The sequence below is a fragment of the Microbacterium sp. KKR3/1 genome, from assembly GCF_021272365.1.
In the GTDB taxonomy this organism is placed as follows: Bacteria; Actinomycetota; Actinomycetes; order Actinomycetales; family Microbacteriaceae; genus Microbacterium; species Microbacterium aurugineum.
Genome location: NZ_JAJSDW010000001.1, coordinates 1808544 through 1824446, shown reverse-complemented (window position 1 = coordinate 1824446; position 15903 = coordinate 1808544). Strand labels below are relative to the sequence as shown.

11 protein-coding genes are annotated in these 15903 nt (G+C 69.2%); 6 read left to right on the top strand and 5 right to left on the bottom strand.

Annotation, left to right across the window (positions count from 1 at the left end; genetic code table 11):
* Positions 1-30: 30 nt before the first annotated feature.
* Positions 31-576, bottom strand: a complete 546-nt coding sequence (locus LVJ59_RS08725; RefSeq protein ID WP_047522418.1) for an ECF transporter S component — start codon at positions 574-576, stop codon at positions 31-33.
* A gap of 188 nt (positions 577-764) precedes the next feature.
* Here LVJ59_RS08725 and LVJ59_RS08720 point away from each other — a divergent pair, with 188 nt between their 5' ends.
* Positions 765-3947: a S8 family peptidase gene (locus tag LVJ59_RS08720; protein WP_232762703.1), complete on the top strand. Its 3183-nt coding sequence runs from the start codon at positions 765-767 to the stop codon at positions 3945-3947.
* Between the two features lie 72 nt (positions 3948-4019).
* On the opposite strand, the gene LVJ59_RS08715 is transcribed toward LVJ59_RS08720, so the two are convergent.
* Positions 4020-5531: a class I adenylate-forming enzyme family protein gene (locus LVJ59_RS08715; RefSeq protein ID WP_232762702.1), complete on the bottom strand. Its 1512-nt coding sequence runs from the start codon at positions 5529-5531 to the stop codon at positions 4020-4022.
* 128 nt (positions 5532-5659) lie between these two features.
* On the opposite strand from LVJ59_RS08715, the gene LVJ59_RS08710 reads away from it, so the two are divergent.
* On the top strand, positions 5660-6277 hold the full coding sequence (locus LVJ59_RS08710; protein WP_232762701.1) for a TetR/AcrR family transcriptional regulator: 618 nt from the start codon (positions 5660-5662) through the stop codon (positions 6275-6277).
* The gene (locus LVJ59_RS08705) at positions 6274-7890 is read left to right on the top strand and encodes an acyl-CoA dehydrogenase family protein (protein WP_232762700.1); all 1617 of its coding nucleotides are present in this window, start codon (positions 6274-6276) and stop codon (positions 7888-7890) included. The genes LVJ59_RS08710 and LVJ59_RS08705 overlap by 4 nt, the downstream gene beginning before the upstream one ends.
* A gap of 16 nt (positions 7891-7906) precedes the next feature.
* Here the strand turns inward: LVJ59_RS08705 and LVJ59_RS08700 are convergent, their stop codons facing one another.
* Positions 7907-8824: a pirin family protein gene (locus LVJ59_RS08700; protein WP_232762699.1), complete on the bottom strand. Its 918-nt coding sequence runs from the start codon at positions 8822-8824 to the stop codon at positions 7907-7909.
* Positions 8821-9165: a GNAT family N-acetyltransferase gene (locus LVJ59_RS08695; RefSeq protein WP_134352881.1), complete on the bottom strand. Its 345-nt coding sequence runs from the start codon at positions 9163-9165 to the stop codon at positions 8821-8823. Before LVJ59_RS08695 ends, LVJ59_RS08700 begins: the two co-directional genes overlap by 4 nt.
* 87 nt (positions 9166-9252) lie before the next feature.
* Between LVJ59_RS08695 and recQ the strand changes: the two genes are divergently transcribed.
* A complete protein-coding gene (gene recQ, locus LVJ59_RS08690; protein WP_232762698.1) occupies positions 9253-11298 on the top strand; it encodes a DNA helicase RecQ in 2046 nt (681 codons plus the stop codon).
* Between the two features lie 17 nt (positions 11299-11315).
* On the opposite strand, the gene LVJ59_RS08685 is transcribed toward recQ, so the two are convergent.
* On the bottom strand, positions 11316-12593 hold the full coding sequence (locus tag LVJ59_RS08685) for a TetR/AcrR family transcriptional regulator (protein WP_232762697.1): 1278 nt from the start codon (positions 12591-12593) through the stop codon (positions 11316-11318).
* 135 nt (positions 12594-12728) lie between these two features.
* Between LVJ59_RS08685 and LVJ59_RS08680 the strand changes: the two genes are divergently transcribed.
* On the top strand, positions 12729-14027 hold the full coding sequence (locus LVJ59_RS08680) for an MFS transporter (RefSeq protein ID WP_134352884.1): 1299 nt from the start codon (positions 12729-12731) through the stop codon (positions 14025-14027).
* A 2-nt stretch (positions 14028-14029) separates the two neighbouring features.
* Positions 14030-15787, top strand: a complete 1758-nt coding sequence (locus LVJ59_RS08675) for a glycoside hydrolase family 3 protein (RefSeq protein WP_232763169.1) — start codon at positions 14030-14032, stop codon at positions 15785-15787.
* The last annotated feature ends 116 nt before the right edge of the window (positions 15788-15903 follow it).

The window sequence follows — 15903 nt, the reverse complement described above, 5'->3', positions numbered from 1 at the left end:
GGTGACGCAGTGCGCCGGATCGAGCCCGGGTCAGCGTCGGGCGACTCCGGCGCGGCGCAGCGCCGAACCGATGGCGAGCCCGATCGCGGTCCAGGCGACCGGGCCGAGCACCGAGATCGCGAGGTACAGGATCTGCGCCCACAGCGGCATGACCGAGAGATGGGCGGCGAAGAACACGACGACCGCCACGAAGATCCCGATGATCGCGGCCGAGAGGAAGAAGCGCCACGGACCCCAGGAGCGGTAGCGCGTGAGCGCGGCCACCCCTTCCTGGATCAGGCCGAACAGCAGGGCCGTGCCGATGAACCGCAGGGCCCAGGCCGGGTTGAAGGCGCTCGCGATCAGCGCTGCGAACACATGCGTGATCAGGGCGACGAGGGGGAGGCGCAGCACCTCCTGGGCGATGATCCCCGGGAGCACGTGCGAGCCGAGCACGAGGCCGTAGAGAAACAGCAGCGGGCTGGCCAGCAGGACCGGCGTCACCCATCCGGCGATGCCCGCGAGGATGCCCGTCGCGACGCCGATCGCTGCGCAGACGAGCAGGACGCGAGTCGTCAGGACGGAGGTGCGGGCCACGTCTCCAGCTTACTGTCGACCTATCGGGAGCCCTGCCGTGCAAAATCCTGGCGTATCGGCGAAGCCGGATTCGACCATCGACCAGTTCTGTCTCCGGAGGTGAGGAGCGGGGCTATGTTGGCCGCGGTGCAGCAACGCGGCTGCATCGTGATCATCGGGAGCACCACATGGGTCGAACACCCCTCCGGATGGCAGCAGCCACCACCCTGGCGACGCTGTTCATCGCATCAACGGCAACCACCGGTTTCGCGGCGACCGAGGAGGTGACGCACCCCGTTCCGGTCGCCGGCACCCCAGGGCACTACATCGTGGTCATGAAAGCAGACCCCCTCGCCACCTACGAGGGCGACGTCAAGGGCCTGAAGGCGACGAAACCCGCCGAGGGTGAGCAGCTCGAGACGCAGTCGCAGGACTCGCAGCGGTACGTCAAGCACCTCGAATCCGAGCAGACCGACCTCGTCAGCGACATCGGCGTCACCCCGGACACGACCTACCAGGTCGTGCTCAACGGGTTCAGCGCCGACCTCAGCGGCGAACAGGTCGATGCGCTCCGTGCGTCGAAGGACGTGCTGGGCGTGTACCCCGATGAGATCCGTCACCCGGATGCGCAGACGTCGACCGACTTCCTCGGGCTCGGCGACGACCGCAAGGGCCGTGGCGGCGTGTGGCAGCAGACCGGAGGAGTCGACAAGGCCGGAGAAGGCGTCGTGGTGGGTGTGATCGACACCGGCATCGCCCCGGAGCACCCCTCGTTCGACGGCAAGAAGCTCAAGAAGCAGAAGAAGCAGCACGACCGGCACAAGGGCAAGCAGCCCTACACCGACGGCAAGTACGTCTACTTCGACAAGTCCGACGGCGGCCAGTTCCAGTCCGCGATGGTCGAAGCCCAGGACTGGGACAAGCGCGACTACTCCTCGAAGCTGATCGGCGGCCAGTACTTCTACGCCGGAGCCGAGGCCGCCGGCTTCGACTTCCAGTACGACTACCTCTCGCCGCGTGACGGCGACGGTCACGGGTCCCACACCGCGAGCACCGCGGCGGGCAACTTCAAGGTCAAGGCCTCCATCGAGGATGTCGACTTCGGCACGGTGTCCGGCGTCGCGCCGGGCGCGAAGGTCGCCGCCTACAAGGCCTGCTACGTCGGTCCCGACCCCGCAGTCACCACGGATGACATCTGCGCCCTCAGCGACCTCGTCGCCGCGATCGACCAGGCCGTCGCCGACGGTGTCGACGTGATCAACTACTCGATCGGCGGCGGTGCCGCCAGCACCGTGATGGCTCCAGAGGACCTCGCGTTCTTCAACGCCGCGGCCGCGGGTGTCTTCGTCGCGACCAGCGCCGGCAACGACGGTCCGGACCCGGTCACCGCCGACCACGCCTCGCCCTGGTACACGACGGTCGCCGCCTCCACCATCCCCACCTGGGAGGGCACCGTGCAGTTCGACGGGTTCGAGCAGGCCGGAGCGTCGGTGAGCGTGCCGTTCGGCGAGAGTGTCACCGGCCCGTCCATCGCAGCGGTCGACGCCGGGGCGGCGGGAGCGGTCGACGCGCAGCTCTGCCTGCCCGGCACCCTCGACCCGGCCAAGGTCGCCGGACACATCGTCGTGTGCGACCGCGGCAGCAACGCGCGTGCCGAGAAGTCGCAGGTCGTGAAGGATGCCGGCGGCATCGGCATGGTTCTCGTGAACGTGCCCGGTGGAGCGGACTCGCTCGACAACGACTTCCACGCCGTGCCGACCGTCCACCTCAACGCCGAGTACCGCGAAGCCGTGCTCGCGTATGTGCAGGGTGGCGTCGATCGGCCGATCACGCTGGTCGGCGAGAACACGACGGGCGTGACCACCCCCACGCCGCAGATCGCGGGCTTCTCGAGCCGCGGACCGATGCTCGCCGACGGCAGCGATGTGCTGAAGCCGGACGTGGCGGCCCCCGGTGTCGCGATCCTCGCGGCGACGAACAACGCCCCCGGAGAGAAGCCGACCTTCGGCATCCTCTCCGGCACGTCGATGGCCTCACCGCACGTCGCCGGCCTCGGAGCGCTCTACCTCGGTGAGCACCCGAAGGCGACGCCGGCGGAGATCCGTTCCGCGATGATGACGACTGCCTATGACACCGTCCTGCCCGACGGATCGAAGAACACAAACCCGTTCGAACAGGGCGCGGGACAGGTCGACGCGACGCGGTACCTGAACCCGGGTCTGCTCTACCTCAACGGAGTGAAGGACTGGGCGGCATTCCTCGACGGGAAGGGCCTGTCGGACTTCCCCGGCATCGATCCCATCGACGGCAGCGACCTGAACCAGGCATCGATCTCGATCGGCTCGCTGGCCAGCGCACAGACCGTCACCCGGTCGGTCACATCGACCCAGAAGGGGACGTTCACCGCGAAGGCCTCGGTCCCCGGAGTGCACGTGAAGGTCACGCCCTCGCAGTTGACCTTCGACAAGCCGGGGCAGACGAAGACCTTCACGGTCACGTTCGACAACACCGATGCTCCGGTGGAGCAGTGGGCCACCGGCACGCTGACCTGGACGAGCAAGAAGAACACGGTGCGCTCCCCGATCGCGGTGTTCCCGGTGACGGCGGATGCTCCGGCCGAGGTCACGGGTACCGGAGCGGACGGCAGCACGGCGGTCGAGCTCACCCCCGGTCTCGACGGCGACCTGGCGCTCGACCTCTCGGGACTCACCGCCTTCGACCTGCTCAGCGACCCGGACAACCCGGTCGAGGGGCACTCGGGCGACGAGAACTCCGGTGACGCGAACAAGGACGTGGCGTGGATCGTCGATGTACCGGAGGGGACCACCCTCTCGCGGTTCGACCTCGATTCCTCGGACGACGACGGCAGCGACCTGGACCTCACCGTGTACCGCGTGGTGAGCCCGGACGACCTGCGGTACTACGAGCGGTGGCAGTCGGCGACCGGTTCGGCGGACGAGCAGGTCACGCTCCCCGCACCGACCGCCGGGACCTACCTCGTGGTCGCGAACATGTACTCGACGACGGGTCCGATGACGTGGGACATGACCTACGCCAACGTGCAGCCCGGCGGAGAGGGCGCGTTCGCCGCGACCCCGAACCCGATCGCCGCCGTCCGTGGCGAGAAGACGAGCTATGAGCTCAGCTGGACGGGCCTCACGGCCGGTACCCGGTACCTGGGGCTGGTCCGCTACGGCGACTCCGAGGTCCGCACCGTGGTGACGGTCACCGTCCCGGCGGGTGAAGCGCCCGACGCCGAGGTCCCGCCGACCGAAGCGCCCGAGACGGACGCTCCGGAGACGGAGGCTCCGCCGACGGAGGCCCCCGAGACGGACGCGCCGCCGACGGAGGCGCCCGAGACGGAGGCTCCGCCGACGGCCAAGCCGGAGTAGCCCCCACAGCACAGCGCCCCGCGGTCTCCCTTCCGCGGGGCGCTGTGTGCGTCCGAGCCTCCGTCCGGAAGATCAGGCGTCGACGAGTTCGGCTCGGAGCACGTGTTTCATGATCTTGCCGGAGGGGGTGCGCGGCAGCGCCTCGCGGACGATCAGCTCGCGGGGGATCTTGTAGCGGGCGAGGCGGTCGGCGAGGAACTCCCGGACGTCGTCGAGGAGCACGTCGTCCGCCGCCTCCAGGACGGCGACGACCGTCTCTCCCCATTCCGGATGCGGGCGTCCGATCACGGCGGAGTCGGTGATCGACGGGTGGGCGCGCAGCGCATCCTCGACCTCGGGAGAGTAGACGTTCTCTCCTCCGGAGATCACCACATCCTTGAGCCGGTCGACGATGTAGAGGTAGCCGTCCTCATCGAGGCGTGCGAGGTCGCCGGTGCGGTACCAGTCGCCGACGAACGCGGCCTCCGTGGCTTCCGGAGCGTCGAGATAGCCGATCATGCGGGTGGCGGAGCGCATCCACAGCTCGCCGACCTCACCTCCCGCGACGTCGGACGCGTCCGCACCCACGACCCTGATGTCGACGCCCGGCATGCCGCCTGCGCCGATGGAGCCGGCCCGCACCCGCTGCTCCGAAGGGTAGAGGGCGGCGCCCACGGGGCCCATCTCGCTCATCCCGTAGACCTGGTAGAAGCAGTCGGATCCGTAGGCGGATTCGAGCAGGCTCACGGTCTCGGCTCCCAGCGGCGCACCCCCGTAGGCCCACAAGCGGACCGACGAGAGATCGAAGTCCGCCAGGCTCGCGCCGACCGTCGGCAACACCTTGAGTGGGGCCAGGTAGGCGATGGGTGCGCCGAAGAACGCGGTCACCCCGTGCTTCTGGATGGTTTCGAGAAAGCCGACGGGGTGATATTCCTTGAGGAGGACCACGGTCCCGCCGAGGTAGATCATCGACAGGAACCAGTTGTTGAGCGGTGAAGCGTGCCAGATGGGCATGGCGATGAGGAACCGGTCGTCCCGTCGGAGTCCTACGGCCGCCGTGGTGTAGGCCGGGACGTTCGCGAGTCCTGCGTGGGAGTGCAGACACCCCTTGGGGCTGCTGGTGGTGCCGGAGGTGTAGAGCACCTGGGCGATCGCGTCGGGCTCGACCTCGACTCCGTCCCACTCCTCACTCGTCGCCACGAGCTGATCGAACTCTCCGGAGGCGTCGTCGGTCGTCGTGAGGATGCGGGCGGACGGGGCGCCCTCCCTTGCCCGGGGCGCGAGATCCTCGTCCGTGACGATCAACCGGAGTCCTGCGTGCGCGGCGACGTATCCCACCTCGTGCGCCGTGAACTTGTGGTTGATCGGGACGAGCGTGGCCCCGGCGCGCCAGAGGCCGAACGCCGCGATCGCGAAGGCGGGGGTGTTGTAGGTCATGACCCCGACGCGGTCGCCTGCGCAGACCCCTGCGGCCTGGAAGACCGCGGCGGCGCGTCGAGAGGCCGACAGCAGCTGCGAGTAGTCCAGCGTGCCGAGATCGGACACGATCGCCTGCGTGTGCGGAAAGGTTCGGGCGGAGCGTTCGAGCATCCAGGTCAGATTCATGGAGTGGTTCCTCACGTCGTCGTGGTGTGTCCGGCGGCGCCTTGCAGCGCCGACTGAATCGTGATTCAATGCGGCTATTGAATCACGATTCAGTCGACTCGAACAGTCGCATCCGGTGGGGAGACGAGATGGCGGAGCAGAGACGCCGACGAGTGAACGTCGTGGCCGGAGATCGTCGTCGCGAACTGCGTGAGGCCGCGAGCGGCATCGTGCGTGAGGAGGGCTTCGGCGCGGCGACCGTGAAGGCCATCACCGCTCGTGCGGGAATGAGCGCGGGCCTGCTCTACACCTACGTGGACAGTGTCGATGATCTGCTCGCCGAGGTCTTCCGACAGTGCGCCGGGGCCGAGCTGACGGCGGTGGACGATGCGGTGCACGCCGCGCCCGATGATGCTCGTGCGCGTCTGGTCGCTCTGATCGAGACCTTCGCGGCGCGCGCACTCCGCGGACGGCGACTGGCCTGGGCGCTCCTCGCCGAGCCCGTCGGCCGCGCCGTCGATGAGGAGCGCCTCGCCTACCGCCGTGGCTATGCCGCCCTGCTCGAGGAGATCGTCCGACAGGGGATCGCTTCTGAGGTCTTCGCTCCGCAGGATCCGGCGATCACGGCGGCGGGACTCGTCGGCGCGATCGGTGAGGCGCTCACCGGACCGCTTTCCCCGGTCTCCGGCGTTGAGGACGCACCTGACCCCGAGTCCGTCGTGGTGACGATCACGGCCCTCTGCCTGCGCGCTGTGGGGGAGCGATGAGCACGCATCAGGTCACGAATCAGGCGCCGGAGCGCGTCGGCGTGGACGAGTACGGCACGAACACGGCGCTCGTCGAGGGGGTCGAGCGCTATGACGCCGCATGGGCGCACCCGGGACTGCACGAGATCGGCGTCCGTGTGGGCGGCGAGCAGTTCCAGGAGGATGCGCGACGGGCCAACAGGAACAAGCCGGTCCTGCGCACCCACGACCGCTGGGGGCACCGCATCGACGAGGTCGACTACGACCCGTCGTACCACCGCGTGCTCGGCGCGGCCGTCGCGGCGGGGGCGCACACCTCGGCTTTCGCCGCCCCGCGGCCCGGTGCGAACGTCGCTCGTGCCGCATCGTTCATGCTGTTCGCCCAGGTCGAGCCCGGGCACGCCTGCCCGGTGTCGATGACGCATTCCGTCGTGCCGGTCGTCGCCGCGCAGCCGGAACTGGCCGCGCAATGGATGCCGCGACTCCTGTCGACCCGATACGACTCCACCCTGTCTGCGGGAAAGCCGGGCGCGCTGTTCGGCATGGCCATGACGGAGAAGCAGGGTGGTTCGGACGTGCGCTCGAACACGACCGTCGCCGCGCCGCTCGGGGGAGGACGCTACGCGTTGACGGGGCACAAATGGTTCTGCTCCGCGCCGATGTCGGATGCCTTCCTCGTCCTCGCTCAGGCGCCGGGCGGCCTCTCCTGCTTCCTGCTCCCGCGCCTGCGCGAAGACGGAACGCGCAACGAGATCCGGATCATGCGCCTGAAGGACAAGCTCGGCAACGTCTCCAACGCGTCGAGCGAGGTGGAGTACGAAGGCGCCGTCGCCCACCTCGTCGGGGAGGAGGGGCGCGGTGTGCGCACGATCATCGAGATGGTCACCCACACCCGGCTGGACTGCATCCTGGGCTCGCTGGCAGGCATGCGTCAGGCGACCGCCGAAGCAGCCTGGCACGTGCGTCATCGCTCCGCGTTCGGTCGTACGCTGATCGACCAGCCGGCGATGACCGCCGTGATCGCCGACCTGCAGCTCGAGACCGAGGGGGCCACCGCTGCGGCGCTCAGACTCGCGCGCGCCTACGACGCCGATGCCGACGAGCAGGAGACCGCTTTTCGTCGTCTCGGCACCGCGGTCATGAAGTACTGGGTCTGCAAGCGCGGACCTGCGCATGCGGCCGAAGCGCTCGAATGCCTCGGCGGCAACGGGATCACCGAAGACTTCCCGCTCGCCCAGCGCTACCGCGAGCAGCCGGTCATGGCGGTGTGGGAGGGGTCGGGCAACGTCATCGCCCTCGATGTCTTGCGTGCGCTGGCCCGCGAGCCGCAATCCTTCGAGGCGTTCGACGCCGAAGTGGCGCTCGCCGCCGGGCAGGATCCCCGGCTCGACGCGCACATCGCCCGCACGCGGGATCGCGTTCGCCGCATCACGGAGGATCCTGCGGCCGAGGCGCGGGCACGGAGGCTGGTCGCCGACCTGGCGCTGTCGTTGGAGGCGTCGCTCCTGATCCGTACCGCCGCTTCCGTCGTCGCGGAGGGGTTCCTCGCGGCGCGCCTCGGCGAGGGGACGGGGCGACTGTTCGGCGAACTCCCCGAAGGGGTCGAGGCCGCCGCCATCGCCGCCCGGGCGTGACGATCTCCGTGTCGCGTCAGATCTTGCGGCTGCGCGGCATGAGCCGCACGGGTGGCAGCGGCGGAGCGGGGATGCGCACGTCGTGTCCGACGACGACACCGAAGCGGTCGGATGCCGCTTCCCAGGCCTCGCGCGCGTCGACGATCTCGTCGTGCGAGCGGCCGGCGAAGTTCCACCACATCACGATGTCGGCCTCGAAGGGCTCGCCGCCGAGGAGGAAAAGCAGTGCCCCCTCGCCGCTCGACACCTCGACGCTCTCGCGGGAGTCGCCGAGGTAGAGCAGGCCGTTGCGGTCGAGAGCATGCTCGGCCACGACCGCATCGCCCTCGACGAGCATCAGCGCGTGCTCCCAGTCGGCCCGCAGGGGGAGACGCACGCGGGAGCCGGGGGAGAGGACGATCTCCGCGCCCACGATCGGCGTGTGGACGGTGGCGGGCGAGCGCACGCCGGCGAAGTCACCGAGCACGACGGTGGCTTCGGCTGCTGCCCCCTCGTCGGCAGGGAGTGTGAGCGCGGGCAGTTCGGTGTGTCGTTCGAAGCCGGGGGAACCGTGGCGGGCGGATTCGGGCAGCACCACCCAGAGCTGCAGTGCGTCGAGCGGCACGGGATCCTCGCCGATCGAGTACTCCGAATGCGAGATGCCGTTCCCGGCCGTCATCAGGTTCAGCTGCCCGCGCCGCAGGTCCGCATCGCTGCCCAGTGAGTCGCGGTGGCGGATCTCCCCGACGAGCGGCCAGGTCACGGTCTGCAGTCCGATGTGCGGATGCGGCTCGACCCGCATCTTCGTGTCGGCGGGACCGAACCGGTCGAGGAAGCACCAGGCACCGATCGTGGGCAGGTTCCGGTGCGGCAGGGCTCGCAGCACGTTCATCCCGCGCACACCGCCGAGCGGAACCTCCCGCGGCTCCAGGATCAGGCGGTGCTGCCCGATCATTCCGCCCGCCCGGTCGGGTCCTCGCCCGCGGATCCGGCGTGACCGGCGGGAGCCTTCGGCCAGCGGATCTCGGCACCGGGGATCTCATGCGTCTCGAGGTATTTCGCGATGTACGGGCACAGCGGCACGATCGCCTCGCCGCGCCCGGCCGCATCCGTCAGCGCGTCGGAGGCCAGCTTCCCGGCCAATCCCTGTCCCTGGAACGCCGGGTCGATCTCGGTGTGGAGGAAGCGGATGGATCCGGCACGGAGGTCGAAGGCCGCGAAGCCCGCGAGCACGTCGCCCGAGTGGAGTTCGTAGCGCGATTCGCCCTCGTTGCGGGTCACGGTGATGTCGGTCATCGGAGCTCCTTCGAACGGGTTGCCTCCAACCTACGCCCCTGTGGAGAGGGGGGCTCCCGCGTCGGCGGGGGTGGTTACGCTGGAGGAATGCCGCAGACTCCCCGTGACCCGTACGCGGACCTGCCGTACGCCGACGAGCCCTACGACGATGGCTGGGAGCCGTCCGCCCCGCCGGAGCCGATGGATTGGGAGCCACAGGGAGCAGGATACGAGCCGCCTCTCGACTGGGGGTCCGGGCCCGTCACGCCGGTCGCATCGCCGGCCTCGACCCCCGCGTCGGTTGCACGGCGGGCGACCCCGAGCCGGTTCGCGACCGCGCTCGACGCGCTGCACACGGTCTTCGGCTACGACGAGTTCCGTGGCGACCAGGCCGAGATCGTCGAGCAGGTCATCGCGGGCGGCGACGCCGTGGTCCTCATGCCGACCGGTGGGGGCAAGAGCATCACGTACCAGGTGCCGGCACTCGTGCGCGAGGGCACGGGGCTCGTGGTCAGCCCGCTCATCGCTCTCATGCACGACCAGGTCGATGCGCTGCGGGCCAACGGCGTCAATGCCGCGTACCTCAACTCGACGCAGGCGATCGACGAGCGTCGAGAGGTCGAGCGGGCCTACATCGCCGGTGAGCTCGACCTCATCTACGTCGCTCCCGAACGGCTCTCCCACTCTCAGACCACGGCGCTGCTGCAACGAGGGACGCTGAGCGTGATCGCGATCGACGAGGCGCACTGCGTGTCCCAGTGGGGTCATGACTTCCGTCCCGACTACCTCGCACTGGGCGGCCTCGGCGAGCGGTTCCCCGGGGTGCCTCGCATGGCTCTCACCGCCACGGCGACCGCGGCCACGCACAAGGAGATCACCGAGCGTCTGCGACTCGACGGTCAGGACGGACGAGAGGCCGCCGCACACTTCGTCGCGAGCTTCGATCGCCCCAACATCCAGTACCGGATCGTGCCCAAGGTCGACCCGCGCAAGCAACTGGTCGCCTTCATCCGGTCGCAACCAGAAGGTGCGGCGGGTATCGTCTACGCCCTCAGCCGCAAGTCGGTCGAGCAGACGGCGACCTCCCTCGCCGCTCAGGGGATCGACGCGCTCCCGTATCACGCGGGCCTTCCCGCGGAGGTGCGTGCAGCCCATCAGGCCCGCTTCCTCCGGGAAGACGGCGTGGTCATGGTCGCGACCATCGCGTTCGGCATGGGGATCGACAAGCCCGATGTGCGTTTCGTCGCGCACATCGACCTGCCGAAGTCCGTCGAGGGTTACTACCAGGAGACCGGTCGCGCCGGTCGTGACGGCGAGCCGGCGGTGGCGTGGATGGCGTACGGACTCGGCGACGTGGTGCAGCAGCGCCGCCTCATCGATCAGAGCCCCGGCGACCGCACGTTCAAGATGCGGATGGGGCAGCACCTCGACGCGATGCTCGCGCTCTGCGAGACCGTGGAGTGCCGTCGGCAGAACCTGCTCGGCTACTTCGGTCAGCAGTCGCAGCCCTGTGGCAACTGCGACACATGCCTCGACGACACCGAGACGTTCGACGGCCTCGTTCCGGCGCAGAAGCTGCTGTCGACCATCGTGCGACTACAACGCGAGCGCAACCAGGCGTTCGGCGCCGGACACCTGATCGACATCCTCCGCGGCGCCTCGACCGAGCGCATCCGGCAGCAGGGTCACGACAAGCTCGCGACCTACGGCATCGGTCATGATCTGTCCGATCAGGACTGGCGCAGCGTGGTCCGGCAACTCCTGGCCCGCGGCATCCTCGTGGCCCAAGGCGACTACGGCACGCTGGCCCCCGGCGAGCAGGCGGCCGGGGTGCTGCGCGGAGAGACCGCCGTGCCTCTGCGCAAGGACACCATCGGCCGTCCCGTCTCGTCCGGCCGTGCCCGCAAGGCGAGTGCCGCGGATGCGCTGGACGCCGGGGATCGCGGGCTCTTCGAGTCGCTGCGCGCCTGGCGCGCCGAGACCGCACGGGAGCAGGGTGTTCCTGCGTACATCGTCTTCGGCGATGCCACCCTGCGTGCTCTCGCCGAGCATCGTCCGACGTCGCTCGCAGACCTCGACGGCATCACCGGCATCGGCGCGAAGAAGCGCGAGGCCTACGGCGAGAGCGTGCTCGCGGTCATCGCCGCGGCCTGAACGCCGCGTCCTGTCCGTCAGCGCGCGGGCAGCACGTCGGTGAGGTGAGCCCGCAGCTGCTCCGCGATGTCGACCGCGCTCCGGTCGTAGAGCCACTGATACTGCAGGCCGTCCCACATCGCGATGAGCCAGGTGGCCTCGCGTGCGGGGTCGCGGTGTGCTGGGAGGTCGCCGTCTTCCTGAGCCATGCGGAAGAGCTCGGTGAAGTGGTCCAGGGCGTTCGTGAACCGCGAGGCGAAGTAGTCGTGTGCCGGATGGGTCGCGGGGACGGCTTCGCAGGACAGGACCGCGTACACCTCGATCAGGCCGGGTTCGTTGCGTGCGTTGACCCTCGCGCCGTCCGGGATGCCTCGCAGCAGCGCGCCGGCCGAAACGACTTCGGAGAGTTCCGTGGTCGCGCTGATCGCCTTGTCGCGTTCGGCGAGGACGGCGCTGAGGAGCAGCTCTTTCGAGGGGTAGTGGTGCAGCAGCGTCGATTTGGAGACGCCGACGGCGGTGGCGATGTCCTGCAGGCTGGTGTCGCCGTAGCCGTCGCGCGAGAACAGGCGCATCGCGTCGGCGACGATCTGCGCCCGGCGGCGGCGGCCGACCGCGTATCCCGGGTCGGCGTTCGCCAGCGTGCCGGTGCGGAGTTCGGGGAGGGTGCGGGAAGTTCCGGTGCCGGACCCGGGCGCGTCGTCGGGGTCGCGCCAGCCGACCGGCAAGGCCCACAGGTTCTCCCGCTCCTCGAGCTCCTCGACCACGTCGACGCGGTCGGGCAGGTACTGCGAGAGCAGCTGCAAGCCGTCCCAGCCGGCGGTGTGCCGCACGATCTCACCGTCGACATCGCGGTCGGCGGCGACCACGCCGAGGTGCTTGGCGTCCTCCAGGACGTCGACGCTGAGTTCGCGCAACCGCGCATAGCGCTCCCGCATCCGCTCGTGCGCCGGGTGCCCGGGCGATGATGCCTCGCCGGTGAGCGCGGCGAAGAGCTCGAGGTATCCCTCGGTGTGGGCGTTCCGCTCGGCGAGTCGGGTGAAGACGAGGTCGCCGGGTTCGGATGCGGCGGCGATCTCCGCGAAGACCGTCTCGTTGTCGGCCTCGAGTGCGCCGACGACCTCGGCGAGGAGGTCGTCCTTCGAGCCGAAGTGCCCGAGCAGCCCGGGGTGGCTGACCGAGGCGGCGGCGGCGATGTCTCGCAGGGAGGTCGACCGATAGCCGCGGGAGATGAACAGATCGTGGGCGGCAGCGAGGATGCGCTCCCGTGTGGCGGCGGCACGGGCGTGCCGCGAGCCCGTCGGTGCGGTCGTGGTCATCGCATCCTCCTTTCCGCTCTCTATCCTCGCTCATTACCACTCGGTCGGTATTCACTTACCAATCGGTCTGGATTCGTGTATCTTCTTCGGAGAGCCGCATCGCCCGAAGACGTGCGGAGATTCGAAAGGACTGTCATGACAGAGTTGTCATCCGCCGCGAACGCGGCTGCGGTCGGCACCACCGGGTTCAAAGCGCCCGGAACGACGCCGTCGAAGACGCCGCGCGGCTACGCGCCTGGTCTCGCCGCCGTGAACTTCGGCGTGTACCTCGCGCTTCTCACGCCGGTCATGGTGTCGATGGCGTTCAAGATCCAGCACATCGATCCGGTCAGCACGGAGGCGAGCCTGGGGCTGGTGATGAGCATCGGCGCAGCATTCGCGCTCGTGGCGAACCCGCTGGTGGGTCGGCTCTCCGACCGGACCACGTCGCGTTGGGGCATGCGTCGCCCGTGGATCCTCGGTGGCGCGATCGTCGGCCTCGGCGGATTCCTGATCATCGGCGTCGCCACCTCCGTGTGGATGGTCCTGCTCGCCTGGTGCCTCGTGCAGGCGTCGATGAACGCGGTGCTCGCCGCAGCCAACGCCACCTTGCCCGATCAGGTGCCCGTCTCGAGCCGCGGCAAGGTGTCCGGCATCATCGGTATCACCACCCCCATCGGCATCCTCGCCGGGAGCTTCATCGTCAACTTCCTCCCCGGTGACTTCGAGCGCTTCGTCGTGCCCGCCGTGATCGCGCTGATCCTGGTGATCGTGTTCGTCCTCGTCCTCCAGGACCGTCGACTCACAGAGAAGCCGGCGGAGCGCTTCACGGTCGGCACCTTCTTCGGTTCCTTCGTCTTCAATCCGCGCAAGCACCCGGACTTCGGCTGGACGTGGCTGACGAAGTTCTTCGTGATGTTCGGCTACGCGGGCATCGCCACCTACCTTCCGCTGTACCTGATCACCAAGTTCGGCCTCGACGAGCAGGGCGCGGTCGGAACGATCCTCTTGGCCAACCTCGCCTCGATGGCGGCGATGGCGATCTCCTCGCCGCTCGGTGGCTTCCTCTCCGACAAGATCGGCAAGCGGCGTCCGTTCGTCGCGGTCGCCGGTGTGATCATGGTGGTCGGTCTCGTCATCCTGGCCGTTGCTCCGGACGTCACCACGGTCGTCGTCGCGCAGGCGATCATCGGGCTCGGTGCGGGCTCGTTCCTCTCGGTCGACCTCGCCCTCGCCACCGAGGTGCTGCCCAACCCCGCCGACACCGCCAAGGACCTCGGGGTGCTCAACATCGCCAACGCGCTGCCGCAGTCGATCGCGCCGGCCATCGCCCCGGCCATCATCGCGCTCGGCGCCGCCACGCCACTCGGCGGCTACACGGCCTGGTATCTGTTCGGTGCGCTCGTCGCGCTGGCCGGTGCCCTCCTCGTCTACCGCATCAAGGGAGTTAAGTGACCATGACCGATACCGCCACCACCGTCCGTCCCTGGCTCGATGCCGCTCTCCCGGTCGACGAGCGCGTACAGCTGCTGCTGGATGCCATGTCGATCGAGGAGAAGGCCGGCCTCCTCTTCCACACGATGATCGCGATCGGCGATCTCGAGGAGTCCGACCCCACGTTCGCGACGCCCTCGGCCCGTGAGTTCCTCGAGGGCAAGCGGATGACCCACTTCAACCTGCTGGGGGCCGCACCGACCGGCCGCGAGATCGCGGCCTGGCACAACTCCCTGCAGCGTCTCGCGGCATCCACGGGTCTCGGCATCCCGGTCACCCTGTCGACCGACCCCCGCCACTCGTTCAGTGAGAACCCCGGGGCGTCGATCCTCGCAGGGCCCTTCTCGCAGTGGCCCGAGACGCTCGGGCTCGCCGCGACGCGGGACGAGGCGCTCGTGGAGCGATTCGCCGACATCGCCCGACAGGAGTACACCGCGGTCGGCCTCCGCGTGGCGCTGCACCCTCAGGTCGACCTCGCGACCGAACCGCGCTGGGCCCGGCAGACCGCGACCTTCGGAGAGGATGCGGAACTCTCCGGCAGGCTCGGGGCCGCGTACATCCGCGGCTTCCAGGGCGCCTCGTTCGGACCCGGATCCGTGTCGACCATGACGAAGCACTTCCCGGGCGGCGGTCCGCAGAAGGACGGCGAGGACCCGCACTTCTCCTACGGGCGCGAGCAGGTGTACCCCGGCGGAGAGTTCGAGCTGCACCTGAAGCCCTTCGAGGATGCGCTCGCCGCCGGCACGCGCCAGATGATGCCGTACTACGGCATGCCCGTCGGCACTGAATATGAAGAGGTCGGCTTCGGCTTCAACAAGTCGGTCATCACCGGGTTGCTGCGGGAGCGCTACGGGTTCGACGGGGTGGTCTGCACCGACTGGGGGCTGATCAGCGACTCCGAGATCTTCGGACAGCCCTTCTCCGCCCGCGCCTGGGGAGTCGAACACCTCACGCCTCGCGAGCGCATGAAGAAGGTGCTGGATGCCGGTGCCGACCAGTTCGGCGGCGAGGCGAACCCGGAGCTGCTGCTCGAGCTCGTCGCCGACGGCGAGATCACGGAAGAGCGACTCGACGTCTCGGCGCGGCGGATCCTGCGGGAGAAGTTCGAGCTCGGTCTCTTCGAGAACCCCTTCGTGGATGAGGACGCCGCCGACGAGATCGTCGGACGCGCGGACTTCCGCGCCGCGGGGGAGGACGCGCAACGCGCCTCGATCACCGTCCTGTCCAACGACGGTGCGCTGCCGTTCGCGAGCGGAACGAAGCTCTACCTCGAGGGCATCGATGCGGACGTGGCGGCCACCTTCGGCGAGGTCGTCGACACTCCTGCCGAGGCCGACCTCGCGATCATCCGCCTGCAGGCACCGTTCGAAGAGCGCGCGACGATGTTCGAGAACTTCTTCCACGCGGGATCCCTGGAGTTCCCCGCCGAGCTCGTCGCCCACGTCCGTGAGGTTGCACACGCGGTCCCGACCGTCGTCGACGTGCTGGCCGACCGTCCGCCGATCCTCACCCCCATCGCCGAGGTGGCTGCTGCGGTGACCGTCAACTGGGGCGCGTCCGGCGCCGCATTGCTCGACGTGCTGAGCGGTGCGGTCGAGGCGCACGGCAGACTGCCGTTCGATCTGCCGCGCTCGATGGCCGCTGTCGAAGCCTCCCGCCCCGATGTCCCGTTCGACACCGCGGATCCCCTCTTCCGCTTCGGCCACGGTCTCTCGCTGTAGTCGCTCTCGAGCCGTCCTCCCGCCGGCGACCCTCTCGGAGTCGTGGGTAGGAGGGCGGCTCGGCCGTTCCTGTCGCGAGGCGACAACCGGCGGCGGGGGCATCCCGGCGACGCGTT